Genomic DNA, 16,355 nt, shown 5'->3' with positions numbered 1-16,355 from the left:
GCCACCGCGGAGGCGACTCTGCCGGGGCAAGGTCCGGCAACAATGAACGGCGATTCATAAGATTGTCCAAGTGCAAAAGGTCTTGTAGTTCAAAAGCTTGTAGGGAAATGCCTAGCATTTTAGATAGCTTTTGATAGCTGACCTTTTGGACAGTGTCGCCGCCGGAGCAGAGGACAATGCACCCCCGGCAGCGGGATTTCCATGGACCGCGGCGGTGGCTCAGCGGGCAGCGGTTGCTACCGGCGCAGCGGGCGCATCCGGGGGTTGCGCGATCGAGCGGGCGACCGAGGCGCCGATCTCGGCGCTGGCAGTGATTCCCTGAATGAAGGGCCTGCGCCGCATCAGGAAGGGCAGCGCGGCGAGGCGGATCTCGCCCTTGGTCTCCGCCGGCACCTTGACGCGGAACTCGGGGTCCACCGCGATCTCCAGCCCCTTCGGGTCGGCCTCGCCCGCCAGCTGACGGCGCAGGCTGGGGAAGGGCAGGGCGGCAAGGTCGAGCGGGCGCTGGCCGCGCGCGTCGATGAAGAGATCGAAGCGGCGGTCGCCCGCCTCGCCCGAGACGGCAACCCCCGAGCCGCGTTCGCTCAGATCATAGTCCGTCCCCAGCCGCAGCACCTCGACCACACCCGCCCGGTGCAGCGCCAGCAGGCGGTTAACCGATGCGGGCGGGATGGCGGCGTAATTGTCGACGAAGACCGTCTTCATCCCGGCGTCGAACCGCTTCAGGTCGTCTTCGTCCAGCGCCGGGATCGAGGCGTCGAAGACCTCGTGCATCCGCAGGATCGCATAGCGCCACGGCACCGTGCGCCGCGCCGCGCGGTTCTCCAGCGCCTCGGCCAGATTGCGCGCGGCATGGGCGAAGGGCTCGGCCTCGCGCCGTTCCGCGAAATAGGCACGGGGGAAGGTCTCGACAGTCAGATCCGCCAGACCGATCGCCGCGGCATAGTCCGGGTCGGCGGCGGCAAGCTCTGCCTTGAACAGCGCGAAGAGCCGGTCGAGCAGGCCCTCTGCCCCTCGCGCCGCCTCGGCCTCGGCGGCCTCTTCGGTGCAGAACGCCAGCGGCTCGTAGGGCAGGGGGCAGTAGAAATCCGCCTCGGGTAGCACGCCGCTGCGCGACATCAGCGTGATGTTCGGCAGGTGCTCCGGGTCATCGGGATGATAAGTCACCGGCGTGTCATCCTCGCCGCCGCTGAAGTGGCCGTGCTGGGTGGCAATCGAGGTGGCGGCGTCGAGCGCGCTGAGCGAGGTGCCCAGAACGCCGATCCTCACGGCCGGGATCTCGGCTTCGGGCAGGCCGCTCCAGGGGCTGAGGTAGTAGGTCGGCGTGTCCTGCGTCTCGTCGGGCCAGACATGGCCGGTGGCGAGGATGATGCGGTCGTGGAAGAACGGCTCGGGCTCGGCCTCATCGGTCGAGGCCAGCAGCCGCAGCCCCTCGGGCAGCGCCTCGATGTCCAGAACGCGGCAGCGTTCGCGCAGCGCGATCTGATGGCCTGCCGCGCGGCCCCTCTCCAGCAGACGCTCGAACTGGTCGCGGAAATAGCCACCCAGCAGCAGCCGGGGCAGGAACTGACGGTCGTGCAGCGTGTCGGGATCGACGCCGTAGATCCGCAGGAAGGCGGGGGGCTGGCGGTGCAGCCAGTCGAGATAGGTCTCGGTCAGCGGCGGGATCTCGATGCTGGCGATATTGGCGAGCATGGCGATATGCGTCGCATCCGGGCTGTAGGGCATGCCGACCCCGCCGAGGCCGGCGGATTCGTAGATCGTCAGCAGCATCGGGTCGGCGTGGTCGACCAGCGAGGCCAGAGTGTAGAGCCCGGTAGGGCCGGAGCCGACGAGAGCGATATTGAGCGTCATGTGTCACCCGGAAAGGGTGCGGCGCACCCGGTAGCGGCTCGGAAGGAAAGCAAGCGGGGCCCGACCGCCGGGCTCGGCTGCGGTCAAACGACCCGGAAGCGCGGCGGTTCCCAGCCCGGTCTTCACATCGCGGCGTCGTGGCGTCGGCGCTACCGGCGGCGGGGCGGGCGCTGGCCGGGACGCGCGGGGGCTGCGGCGGGCTGGGCGCTTTCCTCGCTGAGCTTGCGCCAGCGGTTGACCCGCGCCGCGTCGAGCCTGCCCTCGGCCACCGCCGCCAGCACGGCGCAGCCCGGCTCATGCGTATGGGTGCAGTTGCGGAAGCGGCAGAGCGGCGCAAGCTCGGTGATCTCGGCGAACAGCGTGCCGATGCCGAAGGCCGCGTCATTGACCTGCAACGTCCGCATCCCCGGCGTGTCGATCACCCAGCCGCCGCCCGCGATGGGATGCAGCGAGCGTGCCGTGGTGGTGTGGCGCCCCTTGGCGTCATCCTCGCGGATCGCGCCGGTCAGCTGCGGCACCTCCAGCGCCTCGCCCGCCAGCGTGTTGAGAAGCGTCGACTTGCCCACGCCCGACGAACCGACCAGCGCCACCGTCTGTCCCGCGCCGCACCAGGGGGCGAGCACCTCGGCCGCCGAGGCGCTCTTGGCATCCAGCGCCACCGCCGCCAGCCCGCGCTGCAGCGCCGTGGCATCGGCGACATAGGCCGCGGCATCCGCCACGGTATCGGCCTTCGTCAGCACGATCACCGGCTCGGCCCCGGACTCGTTGGCCAACGCCAGATAGCGCTCCAGCCGGGCGAGGTTGAAATCCTCGTTGCAGGAGGTGACGATGAACAGCGTGTCGATGTTGGCCGCGATCAGCTGCGTCGCGGCGCTGCCCGCGGTGTGCCGCTCCAGCAGCGTGCGGCGCTCCAGCCTGCGGGCCAGCACCAGCGTTGCCGGATCGGCGAGAACCCAGTCGCCCACCGCGAAATCCGTGGTCCGCACCCCGGTCGGCAGCCAGAGCCTGACGCTGCCCGTCTCGGCCAGCGCCGTCAGCCGCGAGCGGTGCACCGAGAGGATGCGCATCGGCGCGAGTTCCGCCTCTTCGGGGCGGCACTGTTCGGCGAAGAACCCGGTCCAGCCGCGATCCTCGAGCGCGCTCACCAGCGACGGCTCGGCAGGGTCACGGTCGGCAGGTCGTCGGTCATGGAAGCTCCGGGGGTTGCGGCGCGCATTCCCTGCCTAGCATCGCCCGCCCGGCGTTTCAATCGCGGCCTCGGGCACCCGCCCGGCATACAGCATCTTGCACTGCCCGCGATTGCCCGGGATCATGCGCGCCGGAGCGGCCGACACCCTGTTGACGCCAGCCGGATCAAGGGGGCCGCATGGCAGAGGCAGGTATCGCGCAGATGGTGGGGCCGGTGATCGTGCTCCTCGGCTCGGCCGTGGTCGCGGTGCCGCTTTCTCGCAGGCTGGGGCTCGGCTCGGTGCTCGGCTACTTTGCCGGCGGCCTGCTGGTCGGGCCTTCGGTCTTCGGTATCTTCACCGAGCCTTCGACGATCCTGCACATCTCGGAACTCGGCGTGGTGATGTTTCTCTTCCTGATCGGGGTCGAGATGCGTCCGCGCAAGCTCTGGGGCATGCGGGCGCAGATCTTCGGGCTCGGCCTCTCGCAGGTGCTGCTCTGCATGGGACTGCTGACCGGGGCGGGGCTGCTGATGGGGCTCGATCCGGTCACCGCCTTCATCGCGGGTTCGGGCTTCGTCCTGTCCTCCACCGCCGTCATCATGTCGGTGCTGCAGGAGCGTGGCGACATCGCCTCGCCGCAGGGCCAGCAGGCGGTGTCGATCCTGCTGCTGGAGGATCTGATGATCGTGCCGCTTCTGGCCGTGGTCGCCTTCCTCGGCGCGCGGGGCGAGACCGAGGTGGGGCTCCTCACCGTGCTCGTTCCGCTGGGGGCCATCGCGCTGCTGATCGCGGTCGGCACATGGCTGCTCGATCCGTTCTTCGCGCTGCTCGCGCGGGCAAGGGCGACCGAGGTGCTGACGGCGGGAGCACTGCTGGTGGTGCTGGGCTCGGCGCTGCTGATGCAGGAGGCGGGGCTGTCGATGGCGATGGGGGCCTTTCTCGCCGGGGTGATGCTGTCGGGCTCGGGCTACCGCCACCAGATCGAGACCGATGTCGAGCCGTTCAAGGGCCTCCTGATGGGGCTCTTCTTCCTTGCCGTCGGCATGTCGCTCGACCTGCGGGCGGTGGTGGCCGACTGGGCGATGATCCTCGGGCTTCTGCTGCTCTACATCCTCGTGAAGTCGCTCGGCATCTTTGCGGTGGCGCGGCTCTTCGGGGCCAGCCAGCTGCAGGCGCTGCGCCGCGTCTCGCTCTTTGCCCAAGGGGGCGAGTTCGCCTTCGTGCTCTATTCGGCGGCGCTCGGCGGCGGGGTGATCGGGCCGACCGAGAATGCGATCTTCTCCAGCGTCATCATCCTGTCGATGGCGGTGACGCCGCTGGTTCTGCTGGCCGCCGACCGCTGGCTGGCGGCCGAGGCGCCCTCGATGGACGGGGTCGAGCCGGTGGACTGCCTGAAGGGCCGGGTGCTGATGATCGGCTTCGGCCGCTTCGGCCAGATCGCCTCGCAGATGCTGCTGGCGCAGGGGGTGGACGTCTCGCTGATCGACAACGATCCCGACCGCGTGCGCGAGGCGCGCCGCTTCGGCTTCACCGTCTATTACGGCGACGGCACCCGGCTCGACATCCTGCGCCAGTCTGGGGCGGCGACCAGCGACATGGTGCTGGTCTGCGTCGATAACCCCAAGTCCACCGACCGGATCGTGCAGCTGGTCACCGAGCATTTCCCGGCAAGCCGTGTGCTGGCGCGCGCCTATGACAGGGGGCATGCAATCCGGCTGCGGAAGATGGGCGTGGATTTCGAGATGCGCGAGACCTTCGAATCCGCGCTGGCCTTCGGCGGGGCCGGGCTGCGGACGCTGGGGATGACGGCCTTCGATGTGGCCGAAGTGGAAAGCGACATCCGCCAACGCGACATCGAGCGGCTCGAGGCCCAGTCGCAGGGCAACCTGCATGCGGGGAGCGATACGCTGCACACTGCGCCGCGCCCCGAACCGCTGGTCAAGCCGCGTCAGCGGGCCTGAGCGGCGCCGCGGAAAAAAAACTTCAGCGGCGAAGGACTGGTTTGCCGCCCGGCTCCGTATACCTTGCAACATGGACCGGAAAGCGCCCTTCGACATCATGGCCCAGCTGGGCAGCCTGCGCCGCTACGCGCGGGCGCTGACGCGCAACGATGCCGATGTCGAGGATCTGGTGCAGGACGCGCTGCTGCGCGCGCATGAGCGGCGCGACAGCTTCCGCAAAGGGGCGGATCTGCGGCTCTGGCTGATGTCGATCCTGCACAATGCCTTCATCGACAGCTATCGCGCCCGCCGGGCCGAGCAGCGGCGCGAGTCTGCCGCGGCACGGCTGGCACCGCGGTCGATGGCCGCGACGCAGGATGATGTGGTGCGGCTGGCGCAGATCCGCGCGGCCTTCTTCCGCCTTCCCGACGATCAGCGCGCGGCGCTGCATCTCGTGGCGATCGAGGGCATGAGCTACCCCGAGGCCGCGGCGATCCTCGGGGTGCCGCAGGGCACGCTGATGTCGCGGATCGCCCGTGCCCGCGCCGCGCTGCGCGCCTTCGAGGAAGGCGGGCCGCATCTGAAACTGGTGGGAGGACGCGATGACGTCGATGGATGAGCCCGTGATCGCCGACGACCTCGTGGCCTATGTCGATGACCAGCTCGACCCGCACCGGCGGATCGCGGTGGAGGGGCATCTGGCCCGCAACCCGCAGCTTGCCGCCGAGGTGATGGGCGACCTTCGGCTGCGCGACGAGCTTCGGCTGGCGCTGGCCCTGTCGGAGCCGCGCGCGACCCCTGCGACAACGCAGGCGGCGCGCCGTCTGGCGCGGGCGATGGGACAGGACCGGCTGACGCGGCGGCTGGCGCGGATGGCCGCCGTGGTGGCGCTCTTCGGGCTCGGCTGGCTCGCGCATCAGGGGCTGGGGCCGCTGTCGATCGGCACGATCAACGCCTCCGAGCGGCCCCCGGCCTTCGTCGAGGCGGCGCTGGCGGCCCATGCCACCAGCCGGCTGCGGATCGAGATGACCTCGCAGCCCGAGGTGCCTGAATTCGACCCCGCCGAGATCCGCGCTGCCACAGGCATCGTGCTGCCCGAGGTTCCCGCCGACTGGTCGGTGCGCGACGTGCAGGTCTTCCCTTCGCCGCAGGGGCCGAGCGTCGAGATGTCGCTCGATGCCGCCGAACTCGGCGCGGTGTCGCTCTTCGCCGTGCGCCCCGGCAATTTCACCGTGTTGCAGCCGCGCTCCGCCGTCCGGGCTGGAACGACGGTTGCATGGTTCCAGATCGGCGAGGTGGCGCATGTGCTCGTGTCCACCGGCGCCGAGGACGAGGCGCTGACGACCAGCGCCGACCGGCTCGCCCATTCGCTTTACTGAGACAGAGGAGACCCTGATGATCCCCGCCAGAGACAGATTCCAGACCGCAAGCGCCGGCTACGCGCTCGACGAGGGCCTGCGCGCGCATATGCTGCGCATCTACAACTACATGGGCATCGGCCTCGCCCTGACCGGCATCGTGGCGATGCTGGTGGCGGCCACGCCCGCGCTCTACGTGCCGATCTTCTCCACCCCGCTGAAATGGGTTGTGATGCTGGCCCCGCTCGGCTTCGTGATGTTCCTGTCCTTCCGCATCGAGCGGATCTCGGGCGGCACGGCGCAACTGCTGTTCTGGGTGTTCTGCACCCTGATGGGCCTGTCGCTCGCCTCGGTCTTCCTCGTCTTCACCGGCACCTCGATCGCCCGGGCCTTCTTCGGCGCGGCGGCGATGTTCGCGGCCTTCAGCCTCTACGGCTACACCACCAAGCGCGACCTGACCCAGTTCGGCAGCTTCCTGATGATGGGCCTGATCGGCGTGATCATCGCCAGCGTCATCAACATCTTCCTCGGTTCCTCGGCGCTGCAGTTCGCCATCTCGATCATCGGCATCCTGGTCTTCGTCGGCCTGACCGCCTGGGACACGCAGTCGATCAAGCTGCAATATGCCGAGCACCACGACGGCGAGACCCGGCAGAAGCTGGCGGTGATGGGCGCGCTGTCGCTCTATCTGAACTTCGTCAACATCTTCCAGCTCCTGCTCAGCCTGACCGGCGAGCGCGAGTGACCTGACAGCCTGCCCGCGGTCCGGTGAGGGACGCGCGGGATCGAGGGGGGCCGAAGCGATCCGGCCCCCCTCTGCATGGGCGGCGCAGGAACAGAGCCCGGCACCCGGCGTTGAGAAGGCCCCAACCCGGAGCCTCCGATGATCCAAGACCCCATCCGTTTCCACCCCGGGCTGGAGAGCCCCGACGAGAATGAACCGCAGGTGACGGCCGACCTGATCGCGGCGCTGCAGCAGATCCTCGAGACCACCTACGAGGATTACGGCCATGCCGTGCGCGCCGTCCATGCCAAGAGCCACGGTCTGATCGAGGCCGAACTGACGGTGCTCGACGGCCTCGCCCCCGAATATGCGCAGGGGCTGTTTGCCACGGCCGGCACGCATCCGGCGGTGATCCGGCTTTCGACCAATCCGGGCGACCTTCTGGCCGACAGTATCTCAGTGCCGCGCGGGCTCGCGCTGAAGGTGCTCAAGGCGGAGGGCGAGCGGCTGCCGGGCGCCGAGGGCGACACGCAGGATTTCGTCATGGTCAACGGCCCCGTCTTCGTGGCGCCGGATGCCGAGACCTTCCTCGGCAGTCTCAAGCTGCTCGCCAAGACCACCGACCGCGCCGAATGGGCCAAGAAGGCGCTTTCCGCCGTGTTGCGCGGCACCGAGCGGGTGATAGAGGCGGTGGGCGGCGAGAGCGGCACGCTCAAGACCATGGGCGGCGCGCCGAACGTGCATCCCCTTGGCGAACGCTACTTCACCCAGACCGCCTATCGCTACGGCGATCATGTGGCCAAGCTGTCGCTGGTTCCGGTCTCGGCCAGTCTGACCCGGCATGGCGGCGAGCGGATCGAGGTGGACGGGCGGCATGACGCGATCCGCGAGGACGTCGACCGGGCGATGCGCGAGGGGCCCGCGGAATGGGAACTGCGCGTGCAGCTCTGCCGCGACCCCGAAGCGATGCCGATCGAAGACCCGACCGTGCTTTGGGACGAGGCGGAAAGCCCCTTCGTCACCGTGGCCCGCCTGCGCGCCGAAGCCCAGCCGGGCTGGAGCGAAGATCGCGCGGAACGCATCGACGAGGCCATGCGTTTCTCGCCGTGGACAGGGCTCGAGGCGCACCGCCCGCTCGGTTCGGTGAACCGGGTGCGCAAGGCGACCTACGAGGCATCGGCGGACTTCCGGTCCCGCTTCAACCGCTGCCCGATTCACGAGCCCGACCGACTGGCCGGATGATCCGGCGCTTTGAAAGAGGAAAAGACATGCAGCTTACTGGCAAGACCATCGCCCTTCTGATCGCACCGCGCGGCACCGAAGAGCCCGAATTCACCCAGCCCAAGAGCGCGCTCGAGGGCGCGGGCGCCAAGGTCGTGGTCGTCGGGCTCGAGGCGGGCGAGGCGCAGACCGTGAACAACGATCTCGACGCGGGCGGCGGCTACACCGTCGACAAGACCGTGGCCGAGGTTTCCGCGGACGACTTCGACGGGCTGGTGATCCCGGGCGGGTCGGTCGGTGCCGACAAGCTCCGCGCCGACGAGGGAACCGTGGCGCTGATCCACGCCTTCTTCGCGCAAGGCAAGCCGGTGGGCGCGATCTGCCACGCGCCTTGGACGCTGGTCGAGGCCGATGTGGTGAAGGGGCGGACGCTGACCTCCTACCCTTCGGTGAAGACCGACATCCGCAACGCGGGCGGCACTTGGGTCGATCAGGAGGTCGTCACCGACCAGGGCCTCGTCACCAGCCGCACGCCGAAGGATCTGCCTGCCTTCTGCGCCAAGCTGATCGAGGAATTCGGCGAGGGCAAGCACAAGGGCCAGGCCCGCAGTGCCTGATCGCGGCGGCTGAACAGGCAGCAAAGGGGCGGTGGGTCATCCGCCGCCCTTTTCACATCAGATGAACGGTTTGCCGCCGGTGACGGCGACGGTGGCGCCCGAGGTGTAGCTCGACCCCGGATCGGCCAGCATCACATAGGCCGAGGCCAGTTCCGCCGGTTGCCCGGGTCGTTTCATCGGCACCTGCGTGCCGAAGTTCGACACCTTCTCGCCCGGCATGGTCGAGGGGATCAGCGGCGTCCAGATCGGCCCCGGTGCCACGCAATTTGCCCGGATGCCCTTCTCCGCGAGGAACTGCGCCAGCCCGCCGGTGAAGTTCTGGATCGCGCCCTTGGTCGTGGCATAGGCCAGCAGGCCGGGGTTCGGGCTGTCGGCATTGATCGAAGTGGTGTTGATGATCGAGCTGCCAGGCTTCATGTGCGGCACGGCGGCCTTGGTCAGATAGAACATCGCATGAATGTTCACCCGGAAAGTCAGCTCCCATTCGGAATCGGAAATGTCGCCGATATCGTCGAAGGTCGCCTGATGCGCGGCGTTGTTCACGAGGATGTCGATCCCGCCCAACTCGTTCACCGCGCGGTCGATGATCGACCGGCAGTGGCTGGCGTGCTGGATGTCGCCGCTGACCAGAACGGCCTTGCGCCCGGCCTCTTCCACCAGACGCGCCGTCTCGGCCGCGTCCTCGTCCTCCGAGAGGTAGGAGATCAGCACATCCGCCCCCTCGCGCGCGAAGGCCAGCGCCACGGCGCGGCCGATGCCGCTGTCGGCGCCGGTGACGACGGCCTTCAGCCCCGCCAGCCTGCCCGAACCCTTGTAGCTCGTTTCGCCATGATCCGGGCGCGGCTGCATCGCGTCGGTGCGGCCCGGCATCGGTTGCTGTTGTTCGCCGAACGGCGGCACGGGATGATCGGTCATTGCGGTCTCCTTGCTTTTGCTGACGAACCTTTCGCGACCGATACTGTTCCCATGCGCGGCCCGAAGCCCCGCCACGCTTCAGCCGACCGGCCCGAAATGCCAGACGGCGACCGGCACCGCCAGGAGCAGCACCAGCGAGGCGAGAACCAGCCCGCCGTCGCGGGTCAGAAGCCCCGTGGCGAACAGCGCGATCACTGCCGAGGCGATGCTGCCCGAGGTCGGGATGATCTCCATCACCGGCATGAAAAGTGCCAGCCCGAAGATCAGGGTCAGCGGCAGAAGCGAGCCGGGCCGGTGCAGCATGAAGCGCAGCCGGGGCCGGGCAAAGCGCTCGACGAAGCGCACCGGGCGGCGCAGCCAGTCGATGGCGCTGCTCAGCTTATCCGAGGGAATACGGCGGTGCATGACGAAGCCCGGCAGCCAGAGCGAGCGCCGCCCGACGATCATCTGCACCACCAGCGTGGCGACGATCAGCCCGACGGTGGCGGTGAGTCCGGGGATGGCGCTCGCCGGCGAGGTGGAGATCAGCGAGAACACCAGCATGAGCGAGGCGAAGGAGTGGTGCCCGAGCCCGTCGACGATATCCTCGACCGCGACTTCGTCGCTGGCCAGCGTCTGTTCCATCTGGTCGAGCACCTCGCTCAGCGCGCCCGTCGTCTCATCCGCCATGTCGCCCTCCTGTTGCCCAACCGAACGATCCTGCCCGGGGGCCTGTTCCCCCGCCGCTCGCGCGGACGTGTGGCGGGCAAGGGGGCGCCGGGCTGGACCGGGGCGCGGCGCGGGGGTAGTCAGGTCGGGTGACGGGAGGTGCGGCGATGGGCATGGGCAGACCGATGGTTCTGGCGCTCTCGGCAGCGCTCGCCTGGCCCGCCATGGCCGGGGCGCAGAGCGGCTGGGACAGGCTGGCCGCACAGATCGGCGCCGCTCTGCCGGCAGGCGAGCCGCAGGCCGACGCGATCCTGCGCGCGCTCGCGGTGGGTGGGGTGCAGACGGCGACCGACATGCTGGCGAAGTCGATCCTCGCCTCGCGGCAGCAGGCGCTCGACGAGGGCACGGCGCCGATCCCCGCGGCGATCCGGCAGCGGCTCGAGGGCTACGTTCCGGCGGTCGATCTCGATGCGGTGCGCTGGCGGGTGGGCGGCGGCGACGAGATGTCCTTGCAGAGGAACGCCATCGTCAACGGGCCGGCGACGGCGATCACCCTGCTCGATGTCGTGGTCTTCGAGGATGAAGGCGACGCGCTGGCCAATGCCGAGCTCTGGGCGCATGAGCTGCACCATGTCGGGCAGTACCGCCTCTGGGGGCTACAGGAGTTCAGCCGCCGCTACGTCACCGATCACCGCACGGTGGAGGCCGGGGCCGTGGCCTTTGCCGCGGGCTGGCGCGCGGCGCGCGGACGCCGCTGACGGCTGCCCGATCCGCGAGTTTTCGTTCCGCGTCAGGCGTCTGGCAGATCTCGAGGCCGCTGAGGGTGGTCGCTCGGGGCCGGATGCGCTAGGTTGGGGACAGGAGCAACGGACGACCCGGATCAGGCTCCGAAGGAGACTTCACGGATGGCACAATCAAAATCCAGCCTCGAAACCTTCGATCAGATGATGCGTGGCGAGCCGCAGACCGGGGCTGCGGGTGGCACGGCGCGGTCCCAGCCGCCGCGCTCGGAGCAGCAACGCAAGGCCGACGCCACCACGGAGGCGGCCCGCCTGCTGATCGATGCCGAACGCGAGGCGCGCGATGCCAAGACCGAACGCCTGAAGGCGATCCGGCTGGCCCGCGAAACCGGCGATACCGGCGATACCGCCGCCAAGTGACGGTTCGCGCCTCATGCGCATGAAAAAGCGGCCCCCGATGAGGGGGCCGCTTTTTTTGTGCAATCCGTTCAGTCTGCGCTGGCTTCGCCGAGCTGCAGCCCGGCCGGAGCCCCGCGCAGCGGCATCGCCTCGGCGTGCTGGTCGTCCCGCGCGCCGTTCATCACCGCATGGAAGCGCTCCATGTCGATCGCGCCCTCCCAGCGGCTGACGACGACCGTGGCCACCGCGTTGCCGATGAAGTTGGTGATCGAGCGGCATTCCGACATGAAGCGGTCCACCCCGAGGATGATCGCCATCCCGGCCAGCGGGACGGTCGGCACCACCGACAGCGTCGCGGCCAGCGTGATGAAGCCCGCGCCGGTAACGCCTGCAGCGCCCTTGGAGGACAGCATGGCCACCAGCAACAGCAGGATCTGCTGCTGCAGCGACAGGTCGGTGTTGGTCGCCTGCGCGATGAACAGGGCCGCCAGCGTCATGTAGATGTTGGTGCCATCGAGGTTGAACGAGTAGCCGGTCGGCACCACCAGACCCACGACCGGACGGGCGCAGCCGGCGCGCTCCATCTTGTCCATCAGGCTCGGCAGGGCGGACTCCGACGAGGAGGTGCCCAGAACCAGCAGGATCTCCGCCTTGAGATAGGAGATCAGCCGGAAGATCGAGAAGCCGTTCAGCGCGCAGACGGTGCCGAGGATCACGATGATGAACAACGCCGAGGTCAGATAGAAGGTGCCGACCAGCGCCGCGAGGTTCACGATCGAGCCGATGCCGTATTTGCCGATGGTGAAGGCGAAGGCCCCGAAGGCGCCGAGCGGGGCGACCTTCATCAGGATGTCCACCACGCGGAACACGGCGTGGCTCGCCGCCTCGAACAGCGCCACGACGGGCTTGCCCTTGTCGCCGATCAGGATCAGCGCGACGCCGAACAGGATGGCGATGAACAGCACCTGCAGGATGTTGCCCTCGACGAAGGCCGAGGTGAAGGTGGTCGGGATGATGTCCATCACGAAGCCGGTCAGCGTCGTCTCATGCGCCTTGGTGGCGTAGTCGGTGACCTTGCTGGCATCCAGCGTCGCCGGGTCGATGTTCATCCCGGCGCCGGGCCGCACCACGTTGGCGACGATCATGCCGATGATGAGCGCCAGCGTGGAGAAGAAGAAGAAATAGCCGAAAGCCTTGCCCACGACCGAGCCCACACCGCGCAGCGTGCCCATCCCGGCGAGGCCGGTGACGATGGTCAGGAAGATCACCGGCGAGATGATCATCTTCACCAGCTTGATGAAGCCGTCGCCCAGAGGTTTCAGCGCGACGCCGAGGTCGGGGTAGAAATGCCCGATGGCGGCACCCGTGACGATGGCGACGAGAACCTGGAAATAGAGATGTCTGTAGAATGGCCGCGGCGTCTGCGCCGCCGGCTGTGCCAACGTATCGATCTGCATGAGGTCCTCCTCCAACCTGCGGATGTGAAAATCCGGTGACGGTCAGGATAGGGATTCGCGGCTGCGCAACAAAATTGCGACAGGATCGGGCTAATTCCTTGATTCCATGCAGGATGGAAAAGCCGAGGCGCGACAAACTGTTTCCTTTTCCACACGCCGCCCCATCTGCTAGTCTGGAAATCCACACAGCCCGCGCCGGAGGACAGGTGAGCGCTCCCGCCCTCGATTCCCTTGCCCAGCCCCCGCGCCAGCGGGTCCGTCTGCTGCTGCTGGCCGGTCTGGTCTCCCTGCTCTGCCTCGCCATGCTGGCCGAGGTCTTCCATCTGGCGCGGCAGACCGCGCTGGAGCGCATCCGGCTCGAGGCCGAGGTGGCGGCGCGGTCCCGCGCGCTGGCGGTGGAGAGCGAGTTCGCCAAGCACCGCGCGGTGGCCGCGATCCTCGCCGACGACACCGAGTTGCGGAACACGCTGGCAAACCCTTCGCCGGAGGCAACTGCGGCATTGTCGCGCAAGCTCGACCGGCTGCATGACGAGACGGCGAGTTCGGTGATCTATGTGCTCGACCGCACCGGCAACGCGCTTGCCGCCTCGAACTGGGACGAGCCGGTCTCCTTCGTCGGCTCGAGCTATGCCTTCCGTGACTACTTCACGCTGGCGATGCGCGACGGCACTGCGCAGCAATTCGCCTTGGGAACGGTGAGCCGCCGCCCGGGGCTCTATCTCTCCCATGTCGCCGGTGAGGGGTTAGGCGTCGTGGTGGTGAAGGTGGAGTTCACCGCCATAGAGGCCAGCTGGGCCACCAGCGCCGACCGGACCTTCGTCACCGAGGCCGACGGGCGGGTGGTGCTGGCCAGCCGTGCCGAGGCGCGGTTCCAGCCCATGCCGCTGCCGGAGGGGCGCGAGCTCTCGACCCGGGTCGTCCTGCCCTCGGCGGGCTGGCAGCTCCTTCTGTTCAGCTCCTCGGCTCCCGCGCTCGAGGCGGCGGTCTTTGCCACCGGCACTGCGGCGCTCGGGCTGGGGATCGTCGCGCTCGGCGCCGGTTTCGCCTGGCGCGGCACCCGGCGGGCGGCGCGGCTGGCCGAAGCCGAGCGGCGCTACAGCGCCGATCTGGAACGCGCGGTGGACGAGCGCACCCGCGCCCTGTCGGACGAGATGCGCGAGCGGCGGGCGACCGAGCAGCGGCTCGGTGCACTGCAGGCCGATCTGGTGCAGGCCAACAAGCTTGCCGCCCTTGGCCAGATCACCGCGGGCGTCGCGCATGAGGTGAACCAGCCGCTGGCAACGATCCGGCTTCTGGCCGAGAACGGGTTGGCGATGCTGCCCGAAGACCGTCCCGCCCCGCCGGATGTGGCCGGCAACCTCGCCACCATCGTCCGCATGGCCGAGCGGATTGGCCACATCACCGCCGAACTGCGCGGCTTTGCCCGCAAGGCGACCGGCCGCACCGAGCCGGTGAAGCTGGGCGAGGCCTTCGAGGCCTCGCTCCTGCTGCACGGCAGCCGCCTGCGCTCCGACATGGTGCGGGTGATCGCACCCGCTTTCCCGCCGGGCCTTGCGGTGATGGGAGACCGCATCCGGCTGGAGCAGATCCTCGTGAACCTGCTGCAGAACGCGCAGGACGCTCTGGCCGACCGCCCCGATCCCGAAATCCGCGTCACCCTGCGCGAGACCGCCGAGACCGTGGTGCTCAGCATCGCGGACAACGGCCCCGGTCTCTCGCCCGAGGCGGCGGCGAAGCTGTTCATCCCCTTCACCACCACCAAGGCGAACGGGCTCGGCCTTGGCCTCGTCATCGCGCATGACATCGCCCGCGACTTCGGCGGCAGCCTGCGCGCCGACCCTCCCGTGCCGGGGCAGGGTGCCACCTTCCATCTCGAACTGCGCAAGGCCTGATGACCGACACGCCCCCCCTCGTCCGGCTCGTCGATGACGACGCTGATCTGCTCGCGGCTCAGGTCCAGTCGCTCACGTTGCAGGGGTTCCGGGTGGAGTCCTTCTCCAACGCGACCGATGCGCTGCGCGGGATGACGCGCGACTATCCGGGGGTGGTGCTGACCGACCTCCGGATGCCGCAGATCGACGGGATGGAGCTTTTCGCCCGGTTGCGCGCGATGGACCCCGATCTGCCGGTGATCCTGCTGACCGGGCATGGCGACGTGCCGATGGCGGTGCGGGCGCTGAACGAAGGGGTCTACGACTTCCTGACGAAGCCCGTCGCGCTGGACGATCTGCTGGCCACCCTGCGCCGCGCCGCCACGGCGCGGGGGCTGGTACTGGAAAATCGGATGCTGCGCCGGATGCAGGCGCAGGGCGAGGGCGGGGCGGAGCTTCTGGGCGACAGCCCGGCGATGCTGCATCTGCGCGAGACGGTGGCGCGGGTGGCCGAGGCCGGGGTGGACGCGCTGATCACCGGCGGCAGCGGCGTCGGCAAGGAGGCGGTGGCGCGGCAGATCCACCGGCAGAGCCCGCGCCGCGCCCGGGCCTTCGTGCATGTGAACTGCACCACGCTGAACGAAGACCGTTTCGACGCCGATTTCCTCGGTGCCGAGCCGGGGCTGCGCGCCGGGTCGCCGCAGCGCACGGGCCGGGTGATCGGCCGGATCGAGCGGGCGCATCGCGGCACGCTGTTTCTCGATCAGGTGGAGGCGCTCTCGCCCGCGCTGCAGGCTCGGTTGCACGGGTTGATCGAGGCGCGCGAGCTCTGGCCTCTCGGTGCGGAGGTGGCACGCCCGCTCGATCTGCGGGTGATCGCCGCGACGCAGGTCGATCTCGGCGCGCTGGTGCGGGAGGGCGGCTTTCGCGCCGATCTCTACTATCGGCTCGGGGGCATCGTGCTGACGGTGCCGCCGCTGGCCGAACGTCGCGAAGATATCCCGCTGCTGTTCCAGCACTTCCTGCTGTCGGCCTGTGCCCGGCTAAAGCTGCCGGTGCCCCTGCTGACTCCGGGGCTGAAGGCGCGGCTCGCGACGCATGACTGGCCGGGCAATGTGCGCGAGCTGCAGCAATTCGCCGAACGGCAGGCGCTGGGGCTTGCCCCCGCCGATGCCGAGGCCGAGGGGGCGGGGCAGACGCTGGCCGAGATGGTCGCGGCCTATGAGGCGGAGCTTCTGCGCGACGCGCTGCGGCAGGCCAACGGCAACGCGAGCCGGGCGATGCAGCGTCTGGGCCTGCCGCGCAAGACCTTCTATGACAAGCTCAGCCGCCATGCGATCCGCGCCGAGCTGTTCCGCACCGGGACGGAGGGGCCATGAGGCGCTGCGCGGTTGTATCGCCGCACGGTTTCGGGCATCAGCAGCACTGATTTCAGGGGAACA

At 68.9% G+C, this 16,355-nt stretch carries 15 protein-coding genes; 10 read left to right on the top strand and 5 right to left on the bottom strand.

The genetic code is table 11. The annotated features are described in order from the left end of the window. Positions 1 to 219 precede the first annotated feature (219 nt). Both AC3A5Z_RS14575 and rsgA read right to left on the bottom strand, forming a co-directional pair. Entirely contained in the window at positions 220 to 1,854 is a 1,635-nt protein-coding gene (locus tag AC3A5Z_RS14575; RefSeq protein WP_487520070.1) for an FAD/NAD(P)-binding protein, read from the bottom strand. 149 nt (positions 1,855 to 2,003) lie between these two features. Beyond that, positions 2,004 to 2,999: a ribosome small subunit-dependent GTPase A gene (gene rsgA / locus AC3A5Z_RS14570; RefSeq protein WP_487520069.1), complete on the bottom strand. Its 996-nt coding sequence runs from the start codon at positions 2,997 to 2,999 to the stop codon at positions 2,004 to 2,006. 221 nt (positions 3,000 to 3,220) lie between these two features. On the opposite strand from rsgA, the gene AC3A5Z_RS14565 reads away from it, so the two are divergent. The 6 genes from AC3A5Z_RS14565 to AC3A5Z_RS14540 all read left to right on the top strand — a co-directional run bounded on the left by AC3A5Z_RS14565 (position 3,221) and on the right by AC3A5Z_RS14540 (position 8,883). Then, positions 3,221 to 4,984 (top strand): monovalent cation:proton antiporter-2 (CPA2) family protein, encoded by a 1,764-nt coding sequence (locus AC3A5Z_RS14565; RefSeq protein ID WP_487520068.1) that lies wholly within the window; start codon positions 3,221 to 3,223, stop codon positions 4,982 to 4,984. 70 nt (positions 4,985 to 5,054) lie between these two features. Further along, the gene (locus AC3A5Z_RS14560; protein ID WP_487520067.1) at positions 5,055 to 5,582 is read left to right on the top strand and encodes a sigma-70 family RNA polymerase sigma factor; all 528 of its coding nucleotides are present in this window, start codon (positions 5,055 to 5,057) and stop codon (positions 5,580 to 5,582) included. Next, positions 5,566 to 6,342 carry an anti-sigma factor family protein gene (locus AC3A5Z_RS14555; protein ID WP_487520066.1) on the top strand — a complete coding sequence of 259 codons (777 nt, stop codon included), beginning with the start codon at positions 5,566 to 5,568 and terminating at the stop codon, positions 6,340 to 6,342. The genes AC3A5Z_RS14560 and AC3A5Z_RS14555 overlap by 17 nt, the downstream gene beginning before the upstream one ends. 16 nt (positions 6,343 to 6,358) lie before the next feature. Beyond that, the gene (locus AC3A5Z_RS14550) at positions 6,359 to 7,066 is read left to right on the top strand and encodes a Bax inhibitor-1/YccA family protein (RefSeq protein ID WP_487520065.1); all 708 of its coding nucleotides are present in this window, start codon (positions 6,359 to 6,361) and stop codon (positions 7,064 to 7,066) included. A gap of 138 nt (positions 7,067 to 7,204) precedes the next feature. Further along, the gene (locus AC3A5Z_RS14545) at positions 7,205 to 8,287 is read left to right on the top strand and encodes a catalase family protein (RefSeq protein ID WP_487520064.1); all 1,083 of its coding nucleotides are present in this window, start codon (positions 7,205 to 7,207) and stop codon (positions 8,285 to 8,287) included. A gap of 26 nt (positions 8,288 to 8,313) precedes the next feature. Beyond that, positions 8,314 to 8,883, top strand: coding sequence for a type 1 glutamine amidotransferase domain-containing protein (locus tag AC3A5Z_RS14540; RefSeq protein WP_487520063.1), 570 nt, complete (start codon positions 8,314 to 8,316; stop codon positions 8,881 to 8,883). 57 nt (positions 8,884 to 8,940) lie between these two features. On the opposite strand, the gene AC3A5Z_RS14535 is transcribed toward AC3A5Z_RS14540, so the two are convergent. Then, positions 8,941 to 9,798, bottom strand: coding sequence for an SDR family oxidoreductase (locus tag AC3A5Z_RS14535; protein WP_487520062.1), 858 nt, complete (start codon positions 9,796 to 9,798; stop codon positions 8,941 to 8,943). A gap of 78 nt (positions 9,799 to 9,876) precedes the next feature. Then, positions 9,877 to 10,467, bottom strand: coding sequence for an exopolysaccharide biosynthesis protein (locus AC3A5Z_RS14530; protein WP_487520061.1), 591 nt, complete (start codon positions 10,465 to 10,467; stop codon positions 9,877 to 9,879). Positions 10,468 to 10,619: 152 nt separating this feature from the next. Between AC3A5Z_RS14530 and AC3A5Z_RS14525 the strand changes: the two genes are divergently transcribed. Together AC3A5Z_RS14525 and AC3A5Z_RS14520 are read left to right on the top strand one after the other, a co-directional pair. Beyond that, positions 10,620 to 11,204, top strand: coding sequence for an eCIS core domain-containing protein (locus tag AC3A5Z_RS14525; protein WP_487520060.1), 585 nt, complete (start codon positions 10,620 to 10,622; stop codon positions 11,202 to 11,204). A gap of 147 nt (positions 11,205 to 11,351) precedes the next feature. Continuing rightward, positions 11,352 to 11,606: a hypothetical protein gene (locus tag AC3A5Z_RS14520; protein WP_487520059.1), complete on the top strand. Its 255-nt coding sequence runs from the start codon at positions 11,352 to 11,354 to the stop codon at positions 11,604 to 11,606. Between the two features lie 68 nt (positions 11,607 to 11,674). Here the strand turns inward: AC3A5Z_RS14520 and AC3A5Z_RS14515 are convergent, their stop codons facing one another. Further along, positions 11,675 to 13,042 (bottom strand): dicarboxylate/amino acid:cation symporter, encoded by a 1,368-nt coding sequence (locus tag AC3A5Z_RS14515; RefSeq protein WP_487520058.1) that lies wholly within the window; start codon positions 13,040 to 13,042, stop codon positions 11,675 to 11,677. Between the two features lie 206 nt (positions 13,043 to 13,248). Here AC3A5Z_RS14515 and AC3A5Z_RS14510 point away from each other — a divergent pair, with 206 nt between their 5' ends. Both AC3A5Z_RS14510 and AC3A5Z_RS14505 read left to right on the top strand, forming a co-directional pair. Beyond that, complete coding sequence (locus tag AC3A5Z_RS14510) at positions 13,249 to 14,934, top strand: sensor histidine kinase (protein WP_487520057.1); 1,686 nt, start codon at positions 13,249 to 13,251, stop codon at positions 14,932 to 14,934. Then, positions 14,934 to 16,292: a sigma-54-dependent transcriptional regulator gene (locus AC3A5Z_RS14505; RefSeq protein ID WP_487520056.1), complete on the top strand. Its 1,359-nt coding sequence runs from the start codon at positions 14,934 to 14,936 to the stop codon at positions 16,290 to 16,292. The genes AC3A5Z_RS14510 and AC3A5Z_RS14505 overlap by 1 nt, the downstream gene beginning before the upstream one ends. Positions 16,293 to 16,355 lie beyond the last annotated feature (63 nt).

This window comes from Cereibacter sp. Soil_C_27 (assembly GCF_057657095.1).
The sequence above is the reverse complement of the archived record's forward strand: the minus strand, read 5'-3'. Positions and strand labels throughout refer to the sequence as shown.